This window comes from Pseudoalteromonas sp. SG43-4 (assembly GCF_014164325.1).
Classification (GTDB): Bacteria; Pseudomonadota; Gammaproteobacteria; order Enterobacterales; family Alteromonadaceae; genus Pseudoalteromonas; species Pseudoalteromonas distincta.
Genome location: NZ_JACJFB010000012.1, coordinates 90162 through 107673 on the forward strand (window position 1 = coordinate 90162; position 17512 = coordinate 107673).

Below are 17512 nucleotides of genomic sequence, written 5' to 3' on the forward strand. Positions count from 1 at the left end.
TATTAGCTACCTCTGTATGTAGAGTAGCCAAACGGGCTAAGCAACAATGGGATATGATGATGTTTAGTATCTTGTAATCTAAACGTTATTTGTGCCTCTGGGTAAAACGCAGGGGTAGGTTGGTTTTGGTAATAACTATCTAAATCAAATACTAGCTTATAAGTTGCAAATTCTACTTCTGTATTTAGCCAGTCGGCAATACGCCCATCGGAATCTGTTTTGCCTTGGGTTAGTTGTACCCATTCGTTATTTGTAAATTTAAATAGCTTAACAGCAACGTTTGCTGCTGGTTTTCCGGTGCTGGTATCAAGTATATGGGTGGTTATAGGGCTTTTGCTCATAGCAGTGACTCCAATCTTATTTTTGTTATTTTGGCTTGTTCGCCCGCGGCTATATTTAGCTCTGTACTGCGGGTGTTGTGTATGCGCTGCTCTATGAGTTCGAGCATTTGTTCGGCCGTTTTACCGGTGGCGCACACAATAAAAATAAAGCCAAACTTGTTCAGGTACTCTTTATTGAGGGCAATCATTTTGGTAAGTACGGCTTCGTTTGCTTTGCTCATACCCGATTGCTCATGCCCCGCTTTTTGTGCGGTAGCAGCGTATTTTTTGCTAAGGGTTGATAAGTCGCCTATTTGCGGGTGGCCTTCAAAGGCAGCTAAATAGTCGCTTTCGCCAAGGTTATCCCATGTGCTTTGTGCGCATTCAAACAGCTGCTGAGCACTTTTAAATGGCATTGCTTTTACCATGCCCGCCACCCAGTTAGGCGCCGCGCAGCAATGCTCAAGTGCTTGTTTAACTTGTGCATCATTTAGCGTATTTATTTGTAAACTACTCATGCGTTTACTTCCTCTTGCGTGGTGCTAATTAAGGCATTTTTTAGTGTGCGCCATTGCAAGCCTTGGCGTTTTGGCTCTTGGGTTTGCATAGCCTGATAAAGGCCAATTAGCTGTCCACTAATCGAAATAGCCACTTCCATTGGTAATTTGCCCGAAATGTTATTAAGCCCAACAGGGCAGGTCATTTGCTGTATTTGAACGGCTGTAAAATCGCGATGTGCTAGGCGCTGCTTAAAGCGTTTGGCTTTAGTGTCAGAGCCAATTACACCAAGCCAATTGGCATCGGCGCGTTTAATAATGGCTTGGGTGAGTGCAAAGTCGAGCTGGTGGTTATGGGTTAATATTAAGTAATTGTTAGCTTTAGGCGCATGTTTTACTTGCTCTGTTGGTTCTTCATCAACCACTTTTACTACGTTATTTGGAATAGCCTGTGGGAATACATCGGCGCGGCTATCTATCCAGCGTATGCGCATAGGTAGTTGTGCCAATATACCAATAAGCGCCTGTGCTACGTGGCCTGCGCCATAAATGTCTAAGGTAAAGCGCTCGCATTGCATGCATTCAAGCATAACGGTGGCAGCCCCGCCGCAGCACTGGCCTAAATTTGCACCTAGGTTAAATTGCTCAATTACTTGGGCGGCTTCGCCTTTGGAAAGTAGTTCGCGGGCTTTTTCTATTACTACGTACTCAAGATGGCCACCGCCAAGGGTGTCGTAAATATGCTCGCCGCTTATTACCATTTTAGAGCCTGTGCCGCGTGGGGTTGAGCCATTGGTGCCAAGTACCGTGGCAATTACATAGTTAGTGCCGCTTTGTTCGTGCTCGTTTATAGCCTGCGCCCAATTTTGCGTATGAAAACCCTGAAACGACTCATTTAAATTAGTCATGTTGATGCTCCTTAAACCAGCTAGCGGTTTGCTCAATTGCACTCAATACTCGCTCTGGGGTTGCGGGTGTATCCAGTGGGGCGGTGTATTTGTAATCAGCCACACTGCTTATTGCATTACGAATGGCGCTCCATACACTAAAGGCCAGCATAAATGGCGGCTCGCCTACGGCTTTTGATCTAAACACGGTGGTTTCTGGATTTGCTGAGTTATAAAGATTGACGTTAAACTCGGCAGGGGTATCGCCAATGGCTGGTATTTTGTAGTTGGCTGGGCCAAAGCTTGCAAGCTGGCCTTTATCATTCCATTGTAAGTCTTCGGTTGTTAGCCAGCCCATACCTTGCACAAAGGCGCCTTCAATTTGCCCTATATCAAGTGCTGGGTTAATTGAGCTGCCTACATCATGCAGTATATCAACGCGAGTTACCGTGTTTTCGCCCGTAAGCGTATCTACTTCTACTTCACTCAGTGCAACGCCGTGTGCGTAGTAAAAAAATGGGCGGCCTTCACCTTTGGCTCTATCGTAATGAATCTTTGGAGTGGCGTAATAACCGGTAGATGAAAGCGATATACGATTCATGTAAGCAAGATTTGCAAGTTCGCTAAAGCTAATTTCCCCTTTACTAAAAGTAATGAGGTTATCTTTAAATACAACAGTGTTGCTGTCTACTTCAAAGTGCTCGGTAATAAAATCAATTAAGCGCTCTTTTATTGTGTTTACTGCATTTAGCGCCGCCATGCCGTTTAAGTCGGTACCACTTGAGGCCGCTGTTGGTGAAGTGTTTGGCACCTTGTCGGTACGCGTAGCACTAATACTTACCGCGTTAAAATCGACCCCAAAGCCATGGGCTACAATTTGCGCAATTTTGGTATTCAGCCCTTGGCCCATTTCGGTGCCGCCGTGGTTTAAATGTATAGAGCCATCGCTATATACATGCACTAATGCACCGGCTTGGTTTAAGTGTTGTACAGTAAACGAAATACCGTATTTAACCGGCGTCATTGCAAGGCCTTTTTTTATAATAGGTGACGATACGTTAAATGCTTTAATAGCCTCTTTACGTGCCCAGTAGTCACCCGACTCCTCAAGCTGAGCAATCATATCTATTAAAATATGTTGCTCTACGGTTTGATGGTACGGCGTGGTATCGCGGCCTTTTTTGTATAAATTAAGTTTTCGGATCTCAAGCGGATCTTTACTTAATTTGGCGGCTATATCGTCCATTATTAGCTCGCCCATAATCATGCCTTGCGGGCCACCAAATCCTCTAAAAGCGGTATGGCTTACGGTATTTACTTTACAGCGATTACCCTTAATTGTGGCGGCTGGGTAGTAGTAGGCGTTATCGACATGAAACATGGCGCGGTCTACAATTGCATCTGATAAATCAGGCGAGTAGCCACAAAATCCGTTTACGGTAATGTCGGCACCTTCTATTAAACCATTTTCGTCAAAACCAACATGATAGTGATTATAAAACGGGTGGCGCTTACCGGTTAATTTAAAATCGTCGCTACGGGCTAGGCGCATTTTTACTGCGCAGCCAAGGTGGTAAACCGCAAGAGCTGCAAGGCATGCCCATGGTGCGCCTTGGGTTTCTTTTCCGCCAAAAGCACCGCCCATACGGCGGGTTTCTACGTTTACAAAGCTAAATGGCTTTTTTAAAATTTTAGCAACTAAGTGCTGCACCTCAGTAGGGTGTTGCGTAGAACACTGAACATGAATGCCCCCGTCGTTATCAGGTTGCGCCAGCGCTATTTGGCCTTCTAAATAAAAGTGTTCTTGCCCGCCTATGTTTATTTCGCCTTTAAGCTGGTGGGTTGCGTCATTAATGGCGTTTTCGCTGTTACCACGGTTAAGTGAATGGGGCGGCCTTACCCAATGCTCTTTGCTAATGGCTTCTTTAATATCAAGTATTGGAGTAGTTTGCTCGCACTCTATAACCACCAAGCGTGCAGCGCGGCGCGCTATTTCATAGGTGTCGGCAACGACAATTAATACAGGTTGCCCGTGGTATTGAATTTCATGGCTGGTCAGCAGTACATCACCAGGAAATACCGGGCCAATATCTAATTTACCCGGAACATCTTCGGCCGATAAAATACGTTTAACGCCTTCAACTGCCAGTGCGAGACTTGTATCAATTGATTTAATAAAGCCGCTTGTAACAGGGGCGAGCACTGGGTAGGCATGCAGGCAACCGTAAGGCTCAGGGTTATCGTCGGCAAAATTTGCACTGCCACAAACTTGTTTAATAGCGCTTTCGTGATATTTAGATTGCCCAACGCTACCACCTTGCGCTTTTAGTTTATCCATTTCAAAGTGACGCATGTGAGATCCTCGTAATGGCAATGTTGTTATTGTTGCGTGCTTGTGGCTCACAAAACTCAATACCAATGCGTTGTAATAAGTTTTTGCTTACCGTGGTGCGGTAATGCGCACTGCTTCTTACATCGCTCATGGGCGTAAAGTCATCGTTAATAGCCGTTGCTGCGTCTATAAAACTACTTACTTGTAATGATTGAGATATCAGCTTTTGCTCAATATGATGTGCGCGCTTAGGAATAGCAGCCATACCGCCCATAGCGCAGCGGGCTTGAGTAATCATGTTTTTTGAATGCTCTATAGCAAGCACCAAACAAACGGTAGATATATCGTCTTCAAAGCGTTTTGATATTTTATGACATGCCAGTTTTAGCGACTCTGGGCGCTTTGGAATGGTGAACTTACTAATTACTTCATCGCTTTTAAGAGCTGTTTTTTTGTAATCAATAAAGTAGTCGGCAACTTTAATAGTGCGCGTACCAGCGCTGCTTAATAAATCCATTGATGCATTAAGAGCGATTAAAAGGGGAGCGGGATCGCCAATAGGAGAGGCATTCCCTATGCTGCCACCAAGCGTGCCGCTGTTACGTACTTGGCTTGATCCTAAGCGTTCAAATAGCTCTTTTGACTCTGGGTAATGGTTATAAAATACTTCAACAAATTGGCTATAAGGTAGTGCTGCACCAATGTGTAACTCACCGTTATTATCTGCCAAGGTGCAAAGGTCCTTTACTTGGCTAAGGGAGATAATTACATCTGGTAAGAGCATGTTTTGGCTAAGCTCAATGGCAAAGTCGGTGCCACCAGCAACTAAATGTGCATAAGGATAAAGCGCTTTTAGCTCAACAAGTTGCTGGGCAGTTTGTGGTAAGTAAAATTTACGAGGACCATTTTTTAAAAATGGAATATCGTCATCATATTGCGTATTAAGTGATGCTTTAAATTGAGCGGCCATTGCTGAGTACGGTTCAGCTTTACGCTCATAGCTATAGGCTTTTTCGGCTGCAAGTAATATAGGGCTATAACCTGTACAACGGCATAAGTTACCGCCAAGTGCATGAATAACCGCTTTTTTACCAGGGTACGTTGGCTCATTAATATAAAGAGCCAACAAACTCATTATTATACCGGGCGTGCAAAAACCACATTGCGAACCATGGCACTCTACCAGTGCACGTTGTACGGGATGTAAATCGGTTAAGTTTGGGTATAAGCCAGTAGTCACAGCCTCTACCGTTACTATATGTTTTGCATGCGCATTACCTAATAACAATAAACAGCTGTTCATTGTTTTGTATTGCCAACTAGTTTGCCCGTTTGCATTTATACGCTCTTCACCCACTAATATTGTGCACGCACCACAGTCGCCAGTTGCACACCCTTCTTTGGTGCCCACTTTCCCTTTTTTGGTGCGTAGCCAGTCCAAAATGGTGAGACTTGGCGAACATTCTTGTACTTCAATTGGCGTGTTATTTAATAAAAATTGAATCACACAGACCCCCTTAATTTTTATAAAGCCCTGATACATAAAGGCTTGGCGTATGTTTTTTCTTGTTGTTTGCGCACGGGTAAGAAAAATACTTTTTCATCTTGGTAAGTATATTGCAGTTACCATGCCATTGTTGACCGGTTGGTCAGTTGATGTTTTGAGTATGCTAAATTGCTCATTAAGTACAAATAGGCCTAATAATGAATAATAAATACCGCCTTACTATGCAGGGAATGACAAAGCAGTATCCCGGATGTATAGCCAATAATGACGTAACCTTAAAAATTAAGCATGGTGAAGTGCATGCCTTATTAGGTGAAAACGGTGCAGGTAAAAGCACATTAATGAAAATGCTTTATGGTGTGGTTAAACCTGACCAAGGGGACATGTTTTTCAACGGCCGTATAATGAATATAAAAGAGCCTGCTGATGCGCGTGATTTAGGCATCGGAATGGTGTTTCAGCATTTTTCGTTATTTGAAACACTTACGGTTGCCCAAAATATTGAACTAGCGTTAGGTGATTTAGCAGGGCATAGCAGCACGCTTGCGGGTCGAATTACAAAAACATCAACACGTTATGGTATGCCATTAGACCCCCATAGACTGGTATCAACACTTTCAACTGGAGAGCGCCAACGAGTAGAAATTGTTAGATGCTTATTATTAGATATTCAGTTACTTATTTTAGACGAACCCACTTCAGTACTTACTCCACAAGAAGTCGATGCATTATTTAAAACCCTAAAGTCACTTAAAAAAGAAGGCTGCTCTGTGCTGTTTATTAGCCATAAACTGCACGAAGTGATTGAGCTATGTGACAGTGCGACCATTTTGAGAGGCGGGAAAGTAAGCGGGCATTGTATTCCTAAAAACGAAACTAGTGAGTCAATTGCTAGGCTGATGGTAGGCGACAACACGCCAATTAGTAACCAAACTCGCAGAGCTTTGGGTACTGCGGATTTTTTAACCGTTAATAATCTAACCACCGCCGCACAAGCATTATTTGAAACACCCCTTAAAAACATTAACTTTGCAGTACAGCAAGGCGAAATAGTGGGGATTGCGGGTGTTGCTGGCAACGGACAAGAAGAGTTATTAAAAGTGCTTTCGGGGGAGCAAATTCAAGCTAGTAGTAGCGCCATTAAATTTAAAAATACCGTAGTTGATGCACTGTGCCCGCTAAAAAGGCGCCGCCTTGGGCTTGCATGTGTGCCAGAGGATAGGCTTGGGCGAGGAGCCGTGCCCACTATGGATTTGGCACAAAATGCATTGCTTACTAGTTTTGATAGTGGACTAGTTAAAAATGGCTTTTTAGTAAAACAAAAAATTACTGAGCTTGCTAATAAAATCATTACAAAATACAAGGTTAAAACGCCAAGTTTTCGCACTCATGCAGCTAGCCTTTCAGGTGGTAATTTACAAAAATTTATTATTGGTCGCGAGGTAGAGCAAAGCCCAAAACTACTCGTTATGTCGCATCCTACTTGGGGAGTAGATATAGGCGCACAAGTGGCGATACATGAAGCTATTTTAAAGCTTCGTGACGAAGGGTGTGCGGTACTCGTTATTTCAGAAGATTTAGACGAACTTTATAAGATTTGCGACCGCATTGGCGCAATTTGCGATGGAAAACTGTCTCCTATTTTAAACACCGATACCGTACCGCTTGTGCAGTTAGGACAGTGGATGGCTGGCGATTTTAGTGATGTTTTTAATAACCAGCCTAAAGTACACACACCACAAGGGGAACTTGCATGATTAAGTTAGAACCACGTGTTGAGCGCTCACCGGCTTGGAGTTATCTCTCTCCTGTTTTAGCTATTTTACTCACATTAATAACCGGTTACGTGGTGTTTGCCTTATTAGGGCATGATCCTTTAAATGCCCTGTATACATTGCTTATAGCACCTGTTGCCGATTGGTATGGTGTAACTGAGCTACTTGTAATGACCATTCCTATTTTGCTATGCGCCTATGGTTTAGCGCTTTGTTATAGAGCATCGGTTTGGAATATAGGCGCAGAAGGGCAACTGCTTATTGGTGGTGTATGTGCAAGTGCTGTAGCCGTTAACTTTGTTGACTCATCAAGTGCTTTTGCAATGCCACTAACATTACTTGCGGGTATTGCTGGTGGCATGTTGTGGGCGGGGCTTGCTGCTTTTATGAAGCTGCGTTTAAACACCAATGAAATTTTAGTCACCATAATGCTCAACTACATAGCAGTAAATGTATTGCTGTGGGCTGTTCATGGGCCACTCAAAGATCCTCACGGTTATAATTTTCCTGAAAGTGCATTGTTTGGCGATAGCACGTTATTGCCTGTTTTATTCGACGGTACTCGATTGCACTTAGGCCTGGCGTTTGCGTTATTAGCGCTATGCGCCACATGGGTTTTTATTAGTAAAACCTTTATAGGCTTTCAAATACAAGTACTTGGGCTTGATGCATCCGCGGCCAAAATGGCGGGTTACAAGCGAGCATTATTAATTGCCGGAGTGCTAGTTATTAGCGGGGGCTTGGCGGGGCTCGCTGGAGCGGGCGAAGTAGCTGGGCCTATTGGACAGTTGGTTCCGCAAATATCACCCGGTTATGGCTATGCCGCCATTATTGTTGCTTTTTTAGGGCGATTGCACCCAGTAGGAATTACGTTTGCGGGCTTATTAATGGGGCTTATTTATATGGGAGGTGAACTTGCGCAAATTAACATGGGATTACCTAACGCTATAACCGGTATTTTTCAGGGGTTAATGCTGTTTTATCTACTCTCGTGCGATGTGCTTATTACTTATCGCCTTAGATTTTCGCTGCCATTTAAACAACAAAAAGCGCAGCCAATACATATTGCACAGGAGTCTTAAATCATGGAATTAGATGTAATTACTAATATTTTATACGCCACTATTCGTACAGGCACCCCCTTATTGCTGGTGGCGCTGGGTGAAATGGTATGCGAAAAAAGCGGCACCTTAAATTTAGGGCAAGAAGGCATGATGCTACTTGGCGCAGTGGCAGGGTTTATAACTATGTACCAATGCGACAACCTATTTATTGGTTTTACGGTAGCAGCTTTGGTTGGTGTTATGGCCTCACTTATTTTTGCTTTTGTAGCACTTAATTTAAATGCTAGCCAAGTGGCTGCAGGTTTGGCGCTGACTATTTTTGGTACAGGCCTCTCGGCATTTTTAGGTGCTGACTATGAGGGAAAAACCATTAACGCGTTACCTACTTTAGCAATTGCAGGGTTTGAGCATATTCCGGTTTTAGGCAAAGCGCTATTTTCGCAAGACGCCATTGTGTATTTAAGTTGGGGTTTAGTGCTTGGTGCGTATTTGTTTTTTAAATACCACAGAGCAGGGCTTGCAGTACGAGCTATTGGCGAAAACCCAAGTGTGGGTAATAACTTAGGATTACCTGTAATGCGTACACGTTATTTAGCCGTAATGTTTGGCGGCGCACTGGCTGGCATTGCGGGCGCATATTTGTCGTTGGCTTATACACCACTTTGGACTCAAAACATGACGGCAGGGCGAGGTTGGATAGCTCTTGCTTTAGTGGTGTTTGCAAGCTGGCGTATTGAGCGCGTAATGCTTGGCGCTTATTTATTTGGCTTTGCCAGCATTATGCACTTAGTGGCACAGGCTTTTGGGTGGGCTGTGGAGTCTAACTTACTGGCCATGTTGCCTTATGGTGCAACGCTTATAGTACTGATTATGCTAAGTAAAAATAAACAAAAATTAAAAATGTACGAACCCATGTGGCTAGGTAAACCTTGGCACAAGGGTCATTAAATTAATTACAAAATCAATATGGCAAATCACCTGCTACAACAGGATATTAAAAATATAACACGGAGAATAACAATGAAAAAACTTATAACAGCACTCGGGGTTGCATTGAGCTTAGGCATAAGCGCATCTGCTATTGCAAAAGATAGCGTAAAAGTTGGCTTTGTATATGTAAGCCCCATAGGTGAGGCCGGTTGGACTTATACACATGACTCTAGCCGCCACTACCTAGAAGAAAAGTTTGGCGACAAAATAGAAACCACTTTTGTCGAAAGCGTACCAGAAGGAGCGGATGCAGAGCGTGTTATTACGCAACTGGCTAAAAGCGGGCACGATTTAATATTTACCACGTCGTTTGGCTACATGAACCCAACACTTAAAGTGGCTAAACGATTTCCTAATGTAAAGTTTGAGCATGCCACAGGCTATAAACGCGCAAAAAACGTAAGCACTTACTTTGATCGCATTTACGAAGGACGCTACCTAACAGGTGTTATTGCAGGGCACATGAGTAAAACCGACAGCATTGGTTATATTGCTGCGTTTCCTATTCCGGAGGTAATACGCGGTATAAATGCATTTACGCTTGGCCTGCGCTCAGTTAAGCCTAATGCAAAAGTAAAAGTAGTGTGGGTTAATAGCTGGTTTGATCCGGGTAAAGAGCGAGAAGCTGCCGATAGCCTTATAGATCAAGGCGTTGATATTATAACTCAACATACTGATTCGCCTGCACCACTGCAAGCAGCGCAAGCCGCTGGTATTTACGCTATTGGCTACCACTCAGATATGAGCGGATACGGAAAAAAAGCACATTTAACGGCGGCGGTTCATCATTGGGATGAATTTTACGCAGACCGTGTACAACAGGTACTTGACGATAAATGGCAATCGCAAGATATATGGAAAGGTATAGGCTCAGGTATGACTCGCTTAGCGCCGCTAAGTAAAGACATTCCAAGTAATGTTGTGAGTGAAGTGAACGCGATTTCAGAGAAAATTGGTAAAGGTGAATTTCATCCATTTACTGGCCCTATAAAAAATCAGCAAGGTGAGCTGATTATTGATGCGGGTAAAACAATAGACGACAAAACCTTGTTGGGTATGGATTTTTATGTTGAGGGCGTTGAAGGGCAGCTTAAATAAGCGGTTAACGCAATAACAATGAGTTAATCACTTAGACAAATACAGTGGCTAACTTGCAAAACGTAGAGGTTTATATGTCAATAAATACAAGCTCGTCTGACGATATTATATATGCAGTTGATGACAAACCAGGCGTAACTGAATCATTTTTTGCCGCACTACAGCATGTACTCGCAAGCTTTGTAGGTATTATTACACCCACGCTTATTATTGGCGGTGTGCTTGGTTTAGCTGCTGAAATACCTTATTTAATTAGTATGGCATTATTTGTATCTGGTGTGGGCACGGTTATACAAGCGCGGCGTGTTGGCCCTGTGGGTTCAGGATTAATATGTGTGCAAGGTACAAGCTTTGCCTTTTTAGGGACTATTTTAGCAACAGGCTTTACCGTTAAAGCCACCGGAGGCAATAACGACGAGGTCCTTGCCACTATATTTGCAGTGTGCTTTTTGGCCGCTTTTGTTGAAGTATTTATTAGTTTTTTTATTAGTAAATTAGGCAAAATAATTAAGCCAGTAGTTACTGGTGTGGTCATCACTACTATTGGTATTTACCTAATTAAAGTAGGTATGACTGATATAGGCGGCGGGCAATGGCTACTTACTAATATGCCTGAAAAATTTGCTTCAACGAGCAACTTAATTGTTGGTTTTTCGGTTGTTGCTTTAGTGGTGCTGCTTAATGCAAGTAAAAACCAATGGGTGAGGCTAACGGCTGTGGTAGTTGCAATGATACTTGGCTGGTTACTTGCGTTTGTATTAGGTATCGCTAATTTTAAATTAGGTGAATTTGACCTAATTGCTATCCCACTGCCTTTTAAATACGGCTTTAATGTTGATTTTGGTGCACTCATAGCCTTTGGTTTTTTATACCTTATTACTGCAATTGAATCGACAGGCGATATTACTGCCAATTGTGCGGTTTCTAAGTTACCTGTTAGAGGACCTAGTTACTTAGCACGTATTCGCGGCGGTATTTTAGGTGATGGTGTTAACTCGATGATTGCCGCTTTATTTAATACTTTTCCTAATACTACTTTTAGTCAAAACAACGGCGTTATTCAGCTAACTGGAGTTGCCAGCAGATATATTGGCCTGTGGATAGGCAGTATTTTAATCATTCTTGGTTTGTTTCCTGTGATTGGCGCTGTATTACAAAATATACCTAAACCTGTTTTGGGCGGTGCAACGCTTGTAATGTTTGGCACCGTAGCAGCCGCTGGGGTCAAAATACTCGCCAGCGAAAAAATAAATCGCAGAAGTTTACTTATTATTGCGGTGAGTTTGGGGCTCGGGCTAGGTGTTAGTTTTGTACCGGAGTTGTTTGCAAACGCACCTAAGTTAGTTACTGCCATATTTGGTAGCGCAGTGACGGTGTCGGGTATCACCGCAATAATAATGACGTTGGTACTACCAGAAAATTACTCAGCAAGTACGGATCATCTTAACTAAACTAATAAAAATCATAAAAGGGATTAACAATGAAAATCAAAACAATAAAAAAATTAGCATTAGTAACTGCAATTGCAATGTGCTCAACAGGTGTATCGGCTAAAGAGCTTTGGTCTGATTTTAGTATTACCGCAATGACAGGAGCCGACTACCTAGAGCCGTTTTCAGGGGAGGAAGATGATAGAAGTGTTGTTACTATAGAGCATGCATCGGGGCATACTTGGGGCAGTACGTTCTTCTTTATGGATAGGCTAAGTAATCCCGATGAAGTGTACGGTGAGCTAAACATAAACCCTACTCTTTACAAGCCACAAAATAGCTTTGTTAAAGAGGTGTTTTTAGGCCTACAAACAGAGTATGGCTCGGGAGATACGGATCAAAATAACTATTTATTAGGGGGCGGTGTATCACTTGATGTACCTGGCTTTCAATATTTTAATGTGGCTTATTATCGTCGTTTTCAAGATGAAATAGGTATAGAGCGTGAAGATAATAACCAAATAACAGTCACGTGGGGCTACAACAAAGGTAACTTTAGATACGATGGCTTTTTAGATATTGTAGATAGCACCGACACAATGTTTGGTAAAAGTGAAGGTGGCTTTAACTTTACCTCGCAGATTAAATACAATATTGCCCCTATGCTCGGCTTAGATACAGGCCGCCTTGATGTGGGTATTGAGTATGTTTATTGGAAAAATAAATTTGGTGTAGATGGTCAAACCGAACATAATCCAAACTTGCTAGTTAAATGGCATTTTTAACAGCAAATTGAATGGTATTTAATTAATAATTAAAGGCTACTTTTTAGTAGCTTTTTTATTTGATAATCTTAAATAATTGAATAGCTTAAATTAGTTGTGTTAGATTACTTTTTAATAACGCTATATGGATTTTTTCATGGACTCTGAAATAGATTTTTCTACCTACACTTTAGATGAGCTTTACTCATCAGCGAGAGCTATAGATCGCGAAGCCTACCCAGATCGAGCAAAAGAAATAGACGACTTAATTAAAACGCGAGAAGCACAGAACCCATCTGAAAATATTGTATCAAAAGTAGCAGGAGAAAAAGCAACGCGCTCAGACAGGCTAGTGGCTGCTATTGTTGATGGCGTTTTAGGTGTTGTTTGTTTTATACCTGTATTCATACTCGTAGGGTTTGATAATTTAAGCCAACCAACACTTACTTTATCTGCAGGTTTGCTAGGTTATGGCATATTAAGCACGTTAGTGCTTCATGGTTACCTTATGTACCAACGCGGACAAACAATTGGTAAATCTTTAATGTCTATCCGTATTGAAAATTTAGATGGTACACAAGCAAGCTTTACTACAATTTACTTTAAACGCATGCTTTGTATGCAACTATTATCACTTGTCCCTTCGGTAGGTCAGTTTATAGCTGGTTTTGTTAATCCATTATTTATATTTGGAAAAGATAAACGATGTTTACATGATCATTTAGCGGGAACAAAAGTGAGTTATGTAGATTAATCAGGATATTAATTATGGCAGCTTTGCCCGGATTTAAGTTTGATTAGCAAAAGTTACAAAATGGCGTATTTCACTAAATTGGTAATATAATTAAAAAACCTTACCGATTTTTTTGACTAGTAACCAAGGATGATTATGAAAAACAACACCCAACTAATTTTAGCACTAGCGGCCTCTTTAATTTGTTACTCAACATATATTGTATTGATAGATAAACCTTTTAGTTTGCAAGCGTTTAACCTGTTTTTATTTCCCGTTATTTTATATTTTGTGTTTATTCGTTCGCGCAATGTTGAGCAAAGCCCGTTAAAGGCTGTACGCGTTGAGGGGCAAATATTATACGTTTATAAGCAAGTGTTTAATATTAACGATATTAACAAAGTTGTCATCGACAAAACTAAGAGGCACGGTGTATTTGCACTACCGTATAATCAAGTTGATGGTAAAACAACTGAGTTTATTTTCAATAAAGATGCGTTTGAATCTTTAAAATCCTACCTTTTACAAAACATTCCAAATGTAAAAATTATTGAATAAAGTAAAGAAGTAACAATGAATTTAAAGAGCATATATTATTCATTGGGTTTCTTACTGCGGCGAAAAGCAATGAGGTGATAAATGAGAATATTTAGGAAAACAAACGAGTTTGATAAACTGTCGAGGTGTTACGCATGTATTAAATGTGGTACTTGGGTGAGCATAAAAGCCCAAAACTGTATGCAGTGCCAGCATAGTTTTACTAATAATGATAAAAGCTCAATGCAAACACTCTATAATCAAAATAAAGAACAAAACTGGCAACATGCATTATTGCCCATTATTTTTGTAATATTGGTAATAGCTTTATTGTTCATTTAATTTTTGCTTAAAATTTAAAAGCGCTCGACTGCAACTCTGTAACAAAATCCCTCTGTACTTTAACGTGTAAAAACTACCCATAATTAAAATAATTACTCTTGTTAACCCTTCACTAAATATCACATAGCTAACGTTTTTTAATAAATGAAATAAGCTTATAAATTTCAGTCACTTAAATTTTGGGTTTATTTATATTTACTCAGTTTTTTGGCACGTAAGTTGATACAGCTCCTAATAAACTTTAAAAAGGAATTACCATGACTGCTGAATACTTTATGGTACTAGGGTTACTCGGTGTTGCATTTTTTGCAGTTGCAGGGGCATTGCTTGGGTATGAAAAAAACATTAGTGGCTTTGGCGTCGTAGTGGTTGCAACCGTTACTGCACTAGGGGGCGGTACCCTCAGAGATATACTTTTAAACAAACCAGTATTTTGGATTGCTACCCCAGAGTATTTATATTCAACCTATGGGGCCGTTATAGCAACAATTGCATTTATTCGATATTTACCGCGCGTTAATAATTACTACTTTTTATTAGTAGACGCTGTGGGTATGGCGTTATTTAATATTATGGGGATAGAAAAAGCACTTATTAATGGCTCTGGTATGGTGGTCGCAATTACCATGGGTATCACTACAGGTATATTTGGTGGTTTAATACGTGACGTAATTTGCCGTGAGGTACCAACTGTTATGCGCAGCGAACCATACGCCTCTGCGTGTTTAGCGGGTGGTGCAGTTTATGCTGCTTTATTTAGCCTTAATGTAGATTACATTTGGTGTATTTTAGGCTCATTTTTCACGACTATCTTTTTAAGATTAGGCTCTTTGCATTGGGGTTGGCATTTAACTATTTTCAGAAAAAAAGACTTCAGAGATCAAAGCGACTAATTTTAGCTACGAGTAGCTCGCGTTTGCATGTGGTACTCGTAATTATCCTCATCCGTTATAGTAAAACCCAGCCGCTTATAAAGTCCTAATGCTGGGTTGTTTTTAAGCACGGTGAGTTTAATGGGTTTTGACTGCGCATTTGTAATAACTTGTTCAATAACCGCTTTCCCATACCCTTTATTTTGGTGCAATGGATGTATTTGTAATTGCATTATTTCAACGTATTGAGCGTGTGTTTGGTATTTTAAAGTACCAATTGGTACCTCATTTATAACTATAAGATGGGAGCAGTCATATTGATCATTAAGCCTTAAAACATGCTGTTGATCTGTTATACCAATCCGCAATAATACTTAATCATTTTGCGGGGCTAAACGTGTCGCTACCTGCGTTAAAAAATACTCATTTAGAACAACTAAATAGCGAATTTTTTGCCTAGCTATCAACACGTTTTTCCAGCCTCAAAATAGATCACTTAATTAAGCGAATTGGTATTAAAAATAACCCGGCATTTTCTAAGTGTTCAACCATAGTCAGCTTTCTGAGGCTTAATAAGTAGTCTCGGTCTGAATATGCTGCCTTTATGAATTTAAAAAACATAGTGCTCCCTTGCAACAGCCTTAATGTTTATATTTGTAGAACTAACTAAAATAAGTGCGCAGTATTAAATGTGCAAGCCAAACTAACAAAGGCAAGACTACCAATACCCAAGTGCTTTCCACCAAAGCCCGCCAATAATTCCCCATACACTTAAATTAATAACGCTCATTATAAGGCCCATTACCCACCAGTCTTTTAACGATACATAGCCTGAGCCAAACACGATGGGAGATGTGCCTGTTGCGTAATGCGTTAACGACATCATCAGTGATGAGGCGCCAGCTAACAGTAAACCTAAAAATAAAGGCGGAGCGCCAAGCGCTAAACCTGCGGCGTAAAATGCGGCAAACATAGCAGTAATATGTGCTGTGGTACTGGCAAAAAAGTAATGAGCATAAAAATACACAGCTACCAATATAATAGCCGATACAATCCAGTCAAAGCCCAGTTGCGCAATGTTGCTCTCAACAAGTGTTGAAAACCACGTTACCAAACCTAGTTTATTTAAAAAAGTGGCCATCATTACTAATGCAGAAAACCAAACAACGGTATCCCACGCAGACTTTTCTTTAAGTACATCGTCCCAGCTTAATACACCAGTCACTAATAATACCGACAAACCCAAAAAAGCCACTGCGGTTGTGTTAACTGCGTAGTCAGCCCCTAAAATCATTGCAGGCACGCCGGCCCATAAAATAAGCAGCATGGCAAAAACACCCACCATTATTTTTTCGCCGTAACTCATTGGGCCCATTTCAGTTAATTTAGATTCTGCGTAGGTTTTAGCATCGGGCGTACTTTTAACTTCAGGTGGGTAAATGGCATAAACAACCAAAGGCACAAGGGCAATACATAGCAAACCAGGAACAAGCGCTGCCAGCGCCCACGTACCCCAAGTAATACTAATATTTGCACCAGTAGCATCAGCAATAAGCTTTACAATTAGAGGGTTAGGAGCCGTGGCGGTAATAAACATAGCTGATGTAATAGGGTTTATATGGTAGCTAACTAAAGCAAGGTAGTGGCCAATTTTACGAGAGGTGCCTTCCTCAGGAGACGAGCCAAAGCTTGTTGCTATCGACTTCATAATTGGGTGAATAATAGCGCCGCCTCGCGCGGTATTACTTGGCGTCACAGGCGCTATAACAAGTTCAGACAGCGCGAGGGCATAGCCAATACCAATAGTTTTTTTACCAAAAAAAGAAATAAAATTATAGCCAATACGATTTCCCAAACCGGTTTTAGCTAAACCCCGAGAAATAATAATAGCAATACCAATCAACCAAATTAATGAGTTAGAAAAGCCACTTAATGCATCTTTAATAGCGCCAGATGGGCTGTCATTAGTTACGCCGGTTAACGCAACAGAAGTAATAGCTAAAATAGCAATGGCGCCGATAGGCATTGCTTTACCAATAATGGCAACTACAGTACCAATAAATAAAGCGAGCAAATGCCATGCGTTTTCGGTAACACCTTGCGGAGGCGGTACAGCAAACCAAAGTAGTAAAACAATGGCTATAGAAATCAGTCCAGAGGTAACTCGAATATCAGTACCCTTCATTAAAAATGTCCCTAAGTTTTAGAAATGCATGCATTCTGTTTATTGAAAAGGCGACGTTATTCTACTTCATTTAATAATAAAAAAGATGACGCACATCATATGAATATTAGACTTATTTAATTTTATTAATAAAGAGGAAATAAACTATAAACTAAAGTGATTGATTACATTACCCGATA

The 17512-nt window shown here is 41.2% G+C and carries 16 protein-coding genes; 9 read left to right on the forward strand and 7 right to left on the reverse strand.

Annotated features, from left to right (window positions below; translation table 11 throughout):
* Positions 1 to 2: 2 nt before the first annotated feature.
* Genes uraH through xdhA form a run of 5 tightly spaced genes read right to left on the reverse strand, consistent with a single transcriptional unit; the run spans position 3 to position 5543 of the window.
* The gene (gene uraH, locus H5160_RS12965) at positions 3 to 341 is read right to left on the reverse strand and encodes a hydroxyisourate hydrolase (protein WP_182737696.1); all 339 of its coding nucleotides are present in this window, start codon (positions 339 to 341) and stop codon (positions 3 to 5) included.
* Positions 338 to 838, reverse strand: coding sequence for a 2-oxo-4-hydroxy-4-carboxy-5-ureidoimidazoline decarboxylase (uraD, locus tag H5160_RS12970; RefSeq protein WP_024606698.1), 501 nt, complete (start codon positions 836 to 838; stop codon positions 338 to 340). Before uraD ends, uraH begins: the two co-directional genes overlap by 4 nt.
* Positions 835 to 1725 carry a xanthine dehydrogenase accessory protein XdhC gene (xdhC, locus tag H5160_RS12975; RefSeq protein WP_182737697.1) on the reverse strand — a complete coding sequence of 297 codons (891 nt, stop codon included), beginning with the start codon at positions 1723 to 1725 and terminating at the stop codon, positions 835 to 837. The genes uraD and xdhC overlap by 4 nt, the downstream gene beginning before the upstream one ends.
* Entirely contained in the window at positions 1718 to 4057 is a 2340-nt protein-coding gene (xdhB, locus tag H5160_RS12980; protein ID WP_182737699.1) for a xanthine dehydrogenase molybdopterin binding subunit, read from the reverse strand. Before xdhB ends, xdhC begins: the two co-directional genes overlap by 8 nt.
* Positions 4044 to 5543, reverse strand: a complete 1500-nt coding sequence (xdhA, locus tag H5160_RS12985; protein WP_182737700.1) for a xanthine dehydrogenase small subunit — start codon at positions 5541 to 5543, stop codon at positions 4044 to 4046. The genes xdhB and xdhA overlap by 14 nt, the downstream gene beginning before the upstream one ends.
* 197 nt (positions 5544 to 5740) lie before the next feature.
* Between xdhA and H5160_RS12990 the strand changes: the two genes are divergently transcribed.
* From H5160_RS12990 to H5160_RS13030, 9 genes are all read left to right on the forward strand, one after another.
* Positions 5741 to 7300, forward strand: coding sequence for an ABC transporter ATP-binding protein (locus H5160_RS12990; RefSeq protein ID WP_182716240.1), 1560 nt, complete (start codon positions 5741 to 5743; stop codon positions 7298 to 7300).
* Positions 7297 to 8400: an ABC transporter permease gene (locus H5160_RS12995; protein ID WP_182737701.1), complete on the forward strand. Its 1104-nt coding sequence runs from the start codon at positions 7297 to 7299 to the stop codon at positions 8398 to 8400. Before H5160_RS12990 ends, H5160_RS12995 begins: the two co-directional genes overlap by 4 nt.
* Before the next feature lie 3 nt (positions 8401 to 8403).
* A complete protein-coding gene (locus H5160_RS13000) occupies positions 8404 to 9330 on the forward strand; it encodes an ABC transporter permease (protein WP_024591976.1) in 927 nt (308 codons plus the stop codon).
* A 72-nt stretch (positions 9331 to 9402) separates the two neighbouring features.
* The gene (locus H5160_RS13005) at positions 9403 to 10470 is read left to right on the forward strand and encodes a BMP family ABC transporter substrate-binding protein (protein ID WP_182737703.1); all 1068 of its coding nucleotides are present in this window, start codon (positions 9403 to 9405) and stop codon (positions 10468 to 10470) included.
* A gap of 74 nt (positions 10471 to 10544) precedes the next feature.
* Positions 10545 to 11921 (forward strand): uracil-xanthine permease family protein, encoded by a 1377-nt coding sequence (locus H5160_RS13010; RefSeq protein WP_029770108.1) that lies wholly within the window; start codon positions 10545 to 10547, stop codon positions 11919 to 11921.
* A 29-nt stretch (positions 11922 to 11950) separates the two neighbouring features.
* Positions 11951 to 12685 (forward strand): DUF5020 family protein, encoded by a 735-nt coding sequence (locus H5160_RS13015; RefSeq protein WP_182737705.1) that lies wholly within the window; start codon positions 11951 to 11953, stop codon positions 12683 to 12685.
* A 136-nt stretch (positions 12686 to 12821) separates the two neighbouring features.
* Positions 12822 to 13418, forward strand: a complete 597-nt coding sequence (locus H5160_RS13020; RefSeq protein WP_182711744.1) for an RDD family protein — start codon at positions 12822 to 12824, stop codon at positions 13416 to 13418.
* A 135-nt stretch (positions 13419 to 13553) separates the two neighbouring features.
* Positions 13554 to 13955 (forward strand): hypothetical protein, encoded by a 402-nt coding sequence (locus H5160_RS13025; protein ID WP_076924301.1) that lies wholly within the window; start codon positions 13554 to 13556, stop codon positions 13953 to 13955.
* Positions 13956 to 14533: 578 nt separating this feature from the next.
* Positions 14534 to 15169, forward strand: coding sequence for a trimeric intracellular cation channel family protein (locus H5160_RS13030; protein ID WP_004334621.1), 636 nt, complete (start codon positions 14534 to 14536; stop codon positions 15167 to 15169).
* Positions 15170 to 15171: 2 nt separating this feature from the next.
* Here H5160_RS13030 and H5160_RS13035 read toward each other — a convergent pair whose 3' ends face one another.
* Entirely contained in the window at positions 15172 to 15516 is a 345-nt protein-coding gene (locus H5160_RS13035) for an N-acetyltransferase (RefSeq protein ID WP_182737707.1), read from the reverse strand.
* Positions 15517 to 15866: 350 nt separating this feature from the next.
* Positions 15867 to 17333, reverse strand: a complete 1467-nt coding sequence (locus tag H5160_RS13040; RefSeq protein WP_182737710.1) for a DASS family sodium-coupled anion symporter — start codon at positions 17331 to 17333, stop codon at positions 15867 to 15869.
* Between the last annotated feature and the right edge of the window lie 179 nt (positions 17334 to 17512).